This is a genomic window from Suttonella ornithocola, assembly GCF_001889065.1.
Lineage (GTDB): Bacteria > Pseudomonadota > Gammaproteobacteria > Cardiobacteriales > Cardiobacteriaceae > Suttonella_A > Suttonella_A ornithocola.
The window spans coordinates 1-5,871 of the sequence record NZ_LWHB01000070.1; the positions used below are offsets into that span (position 1 = coordinate 1).

A 5,871-nucleotide genomic window follows, 5' to 3' on the forward strand; every position below is an offset into this window, starting at 1 on the left:
TTTCTCCTTGATGATAACAAAATTGATGCTATTATTTTATCAATTTTTTTACTATTGACGAAGGTTTTTTATCTTAAAAAATAACACGTATAATACGATAAAATCCTCAAAAATTCACATAAAAATAATGAAAAAATACTATTTAAGAAAAATGTAACATTCACTTTTAATTCAGAAAAATATGAAAATACCTTAATTCTTACTGCTGGTTTCTGATAGAATAAACAAGTTTTGTTTAAAATCTACGAGAGGACACTATGCGGCAAAATCATACGCCAGCTATTCTTGCCTTAGCTGATGGTAGTATTTTTAGAGGAATTTCTATTGGCGCGAATGGAAGAAGCGTTGGTGAATTGGTTTTTAATACCGCAATGACTGGTTACCAAGAAATTCTGACCGACCCTTCTTACCTAGGACAAATTGTCACGCTCACCTATCCCCATATTGGAAATACTGGAGTTAATTCATTAGATGTTGAGTCTGAAAAAATCCAAGCAGCTGGATTAGTCGTGCGAGATACGCCAAATCATTACAGCTCTTGGCGCGCAGAACAATCTTTATCTGAATACTTACAATCCCAACAAATTGTTGCTATCGCTAATATTGATACACGAGAATTAACTCGCCGCTTACGCACGCATGGGGCGCAAAATGCTTGCTTAATGGCTGGCGAACAAATCAATGAAGCCGAAGCCATTGCCGCCGCTCGTAATCATCCATCTATGGCAGGACAAGCATTAGCAGAAAAAGTATCTATTAAAACGACAACTCCCTACTCTCAAGAAAGCACTTGGGATATATCAACAAATACCTATCAAGAAAAAAGCGGCAATTATCATGTAGTTGCTTATGATTTTGGTATTAAACGCAATATTCTTCGTTTATTAGCCGCTCATGGATGCCGTGTTACCTTAGTCCCTGCTGATACGTCCGCAGAAGATGCACTTGCACTTAATCCTGACGGAATATTCCTTTCTAATGGTCCTGGTGACCCCGAACCGCTAACCGCACAAATTGAGGCTATTCGCACTTTTATTGATAAAAACATTCCCATTTTTGGGATTTGTTTAGGGCATCAACTATTGGGACTAGCTTGTGGCGGACAAACTATCAAAATGAAATTCGGACATCATGGTGCTAATCATCCTGTACAAGATTTAGAAACAGGACGCGTAATGATTACTTCACAAAATCACGGCTTTGCCGTCGATGAAAATTCTCTGCCTGATAACGTCCGCCCAACGCATCGTTCACTATTTGATGGCTCATTACAAGGCATTGCGTGGACGGATAAACCCATTTTTGCTTTTCAAGGACATCCTGAAGCCAGCCCCGGTCCACGAGATGCGGAAGGCTTGTTTCAGCGGTTTGTAGAGGCGATGACAAATCAAGTTTAGAAAAAAAGAGGAAATCTGTTATGAAAAATTTTTTTTCATCTTCCTATTTTTTCAGGTTTTACTCCTTAAAAAAACGACTAAGTTTATTTTTCATCATAAATATCCTTACACTCTCAACTGCTATGGCAGAAGATGAGAGAGATTTTTCAATTTCTGTCGGGCGTGTTGGCACACTCGCAGAGATTGAACAGTCTATTAATGATGATTTACAGATACTTGATAATCTTAAAGATAAAAAATATTCCGAAGAATTATCTGGTATGTATCGCCTTGTTCAACAGCATTTATTATGGCTTTTCCAGGAAATGGCCGTAAATAGCGACTATAAATTATTGGTACCTTCTAACCTAGAAAAACATCCGCTAATAACGATTGCTACCGCACCTGATAATAATTTGCGCTGGTATTCTTGGTATATTCCAGAACGCGGTACAATGGCAAACTTTGGTAGTGTTGCTCATTTTACTAATACCACAAGCAGGCTATATCATACATTCAATGATTTAAGCCAAGCAGATTTTCTCGATGCCTGTTGTGATATTCGTGGCGATACATATCGCATTGAAAAAGTGATGGTTGACAATGAACCGATTTATTTACGGTTTACCAAAAAAACACATAGTCGCTCACTTAGTTCACACGAAATTAAAGCTTATAAGCTTGGCTATAAAGATCCTAAATTTTTAGATGGCGCTACCTTACTTCCTTACCCACTTTTTATTGAAAAGGCTGATCAGCCACCAACAGTTCTTATAAGGATAGAGCTAGATAACATCACACATTCAACTGCAAATGAAGAATGGTCTTTTGAAGAAGATAAAAATACAGGACAAGCCAAATTACACTTTCCGCTCGGAGAGCAATCACTCAAAATTATGCAAAACGGTAGCGGATTTGATTTCTATCAACATAAAGAAACTCTCCTTCCCAATGCTTTTGTCGAATTAAATTTTAATGGCGAGCATTTTATTTTAAATCCTAAACCCATTTTTATTAAGAATTAACTTATTATCAATCGAGTAACTTATGCCCAAACGTACCGACTTAAACTCTATCCTCATCATTGGTGCAGGTCCAATTATCATTGGACAAGCGTGTGAATTCGATTATTCCGGCGCGCAAGCGTGTAAAGCGCTAAAACGCGAGGGATACCGTATTATTTTGGTCAACTCTAATCCTGCTACGATTATGACCGACCCTGAAATGGCGGATGCGACTTATATTGAGCCCATTCAATGGCAAACCGTTGAAAAGATTATTGAGAAAGAACGTCCAGATGCGATTTTACCGACGATGGGCGGGCAAACGGCGCTTAATTGCGCGCTTGACCTCGCGAAACATGGCGTATTGGAAAAATATAGGGTTGAGCTAATTGGCGCGAGTGTTCAGGCGATTGAAACCGCTGAAGACCGCGATTTGTTCAAAAAAGCGATGGATGAAATCGGCTTAGGTAGCGCAAAATCTTTTGCCGTGCATAGCATGGAAGAGGCACGAGAAGCACAAGCCGAGCTAGGTTTTCCTGTGATTATTCGCCCGTCCTTTACCTTAGGCGGTAGTGGTGGTGGTATTGCCTATAACCGTGATGAATTTGAAGAAATTACCGCGCATGGTTTGGATTTATCACCGACCACGGAAGTGTTACTCGAAGAGTCTTTACTCGGCTGGAAAGAGTTTGAAATGGAAGTGGTGCGCGATAAGGCGGATAACGCGATTATCGTTTGCGCGATTGAAAATTTCGACCCAATGGGCGTGCATACCGGCGATAGTATCACTATTGCGCCTGCGCAAACGCTCACCGACAAGGAATATCAAAATCTGCGCGATGCATCAATTGCCATTTTGCGGAAAATTGGTGTGGAAACGGGCGGTTCGAATGTGCAATTTGCTATCAATCCAAAAGATGGACGCGTGATTGTTATTGAGATGAATCCACGTGTATCACGTTCTTCAGCACTCGCCTCTAAAGCAACCGGCTTTCCGATTGCCTCAGTCGCCGCACGTCTTGCTGTCGGTTATACACTAGATGAACTCAAAAATGAGATTACTGGCGGGGTTACTCCTGCTTCATTTGAACCCGCAATTGATTATGTCGTAACGAAAATTCCACGTTTTGATTTTGTAAAATTCAAACAAACAGAACCTCGCTTGAATACGCAAATGCGCGCGGTGGGTGAAGTCATGGCAATTGGACGAACCTTTAAAGAATCGTTAAACAAAGCGATTCGCTCACTTGAAGAAGGACATTTAGGTTTTGATCGTCCAAAAGATTTTAGTGAAGCAAAAGTCAGTATTCCTACACCACAACGCATTTTTTATGTTGCTGAGGCTTTTCGACAAAATTACTCTATTGAGGATGTGTACCGCTTAACGGCTATTGATCCTTGGTTCTTAGCGCAAATGGAAGCGCTTATTAAAATGGAAATGCATCTTCGTGCAGAGCCACATTTAATTGAAGATAGGGATACTTTATTTGCTTATAAACGGGCAGGATTTTCTGATGCTTTTATTGCGCAATGCTGTCAGCGTAAGGAAGCAGATATTCGTACTTTGCGCCATGACCTAGATATTCATCCTGTTTATAAACGAGTGGACAGTTGTGCGGCTGAATTTGCCAGTACTACTGCCTATATGTATTCCACTTATGAAAAGTTCTGTGAAGCACAGCCAACAGGTAATCAAAAAATCATGATTTTAGGGGGTGGACCAAATCGCATTGGACAAGGAATTGAATTCGACTATTGTTGTGTTCATGCTGCCCTTGCGCTCAAAGCAGACGGTATTGAAACCATTATGGTGAACTGTAATCCTGAAACCGTTTCTACCGATTTTGATACTGCCGATCGACTATATTTTGAACCACTCACTTTAGAAGATGTCCTCGAAATTGTACATATCGAACAACCTGATGGTGTTATTGTGCAATACGGCGGACAAACCCCCCTTAAGCTCGCACGCGCTTTAGAAGCAGAAGGCGTGAATATCATTGGAACTTCACCTGATGCAATAGACCGAGCAGAAGATAGAGAGCGTTTTCAAGCCTTATTAAATGAACTCAATCTGCGTCAGCCGCCCAATCGCACCGCTAGTAATACGGAAGAAGCGCTCGAAAAAGCCCAAGAAATCGGTTATCCACTGGTCGTCCGTCCTTCCTATGTATTAGGCGGACGCGCAATGGAAATCGTCTATAACGATGACGACCTCGCCACTTATATGAAAGACGCTTTGCACGTCTCCCCCGATGCGCCCATTTTGCTGGATAGATTTTTAAACGACGCAATCGAAGTGGATATCGACGTCATTTGCGATGGAGAAAACATCATCATTGGCGGCATTATGGAACATATCGAAGAAGCGGGCGTCCATTCTGGCGATTCTGCTTGCTCACTGCCACCTTACCGTTTATCCACACAGATTACCGAAGAGATTGCACGCCAAAGTAAAGAGATGGCTTTAGCACTCGACGTCATTGGCTTGATGAATGCGCAATTTGCCGTTAAAGGTGAAGATATCTATATTTTGGAAGTCAATCCTCGCGCTTCTCGTACCGTTCCTTTCGTTTCTAAAGCTACTGGCAGACCATTAGCGAAAATTGCCGCACGTGTGATGGTAGGTCAAAAATTGGCTGAACAAGGCATTACTGCTGATATCACGCCAAATAAATATGCGGTCAAAGAAGCGGTTTTCCCATTTGCTAAATTCCAAAACGTTGATCCCATCCTTGGTCCTGAAATGAAATCAACAGGTGAAGTTATGGGATTAGGGGAAACTTTTGCTGAAGCTTATAACAAAGCTATCCGAGGTGCGAGTGAAAAACTACCACAAAAAGGCGCAAAAATTTTTGTTTCTGTCAAAAATAGCGATAAAGAAAAAGTCATTGAAATATGTCGCACACTTATTGATGCTGGTTATCAAATTATTGCTACCGATGGTACTGTCAAGACTTTAACACAGGCAAATATCCCCTGCGAACGTATCAATAAAGTTGCGCAAGGTCGTCCACATATTGTTGATTATATTATCAACGGCGATATTGCGATGATTATCAACACAACTGAAGGGAAACAATCCATTGCCGATTCTTACTCTATTCGCCGAGAAGCTTTAATGCATAAAGTCTTTTATGTCACTACCTTAGCTGGTGGGCAAGCAACAGCATCAGTATTAGCAAATAAAACTGAAGAAGAAATCGTACGTTCATTGCAAGAAACGTACTGCTCTTTATAATTTTAAAGGATTTTCTGTGTAAGCTATACACATAATGGCTTACGCAGAAAATATATTTTGAGACCTTTGCAAAAAAACATAAAATAGAGAAATTTCAATTTTTTAAATTTTGAAAACATATTAAAATCACGGTGTTAATCTTTCTACTAGTAGCAAAAATTAATATAAAACGGAATTTTGCAAAAGTTTCAYTATTGCGTTTAACAATAACATCTAATATAATATTTAGTAGTATTTTGAAAAGCATATT

General features: G+C 40.1%; 3 protein-coding genes. All 3 read left to right on the top strand.

Annotated elements, in window-relative coordinates:
* Nucleotides 1–257 precede the first annotated feature (257 nt).
* Genes carA through carB form a run of 3 tightly spaced genes read left to right on the top strand, consistent with a single transcriptional unit; the run spans nucleotide 258 to nucleotide 5,621 of the window.
* Nucleotides 258–1,397, top strand: a complete 1,140-nt coding sequence (gene carA, locus A5N85_RS05955) for a glutamine-hydrolyzing carbamoyl-phosphate synthase small subunit (protein ID WP_072576415.1) — start codon at nucleotides 258–260, stop codon at nucleotides 1,395–1,397.
* A gap of 20 nt (nucleotides 1,398–1,417) precedes the next feature.
* Nucleotides 1,418–2,401, top strand: a complete 984-nt coding sequence (locus A5N85_RS05960) for a hypothetical protein (RefSeq protein ID WP_072576416.1) — start codon at nucleotides 1,418–1,420, stop codon at nucleotides 2,399–2,401.
* 22 nt (nucleotides 2,402–2,423) lie between these two features.
* Nucleotides 2,424–5,621 (top strand): carbamoyl-phosphate synthase large subunit, encoded by a 3,198-nt coding sequence (gene carB, locus A5N85_RS05965; protein WP_072576417.1) that lies wholly within the window; start codon nucleotides 2,424–2,426, stop codon nucleotides 5,619–5,621.
* Nucleotides 5,622–5,871 lie beyond the last annotated feature (250 nt).

Excerpts from the sequence above, each read along its gene's own strand:
- carA (WP_072576415.1), top strand. The coding sequence starts at position 258 with ATGCGGCAAAATCATACGCCAGCTATTCTTGCCTTAGCTGATGGTAGT.
- A5N85_RS05960 (WP_072576416.1), top strand. The coding sequence starts at position 1,418 with ATGAAAAATTTTTTTTCATCTTCCTATTTTTTCAGGTTTTACTCCTTA.
- carB (WP_072576417.1), top strand. The coding sequence starts at position 2,424 with ATGCCCAAACGTACCGACTTAAACTCTATCCTCATCATTGGTGCAGGT.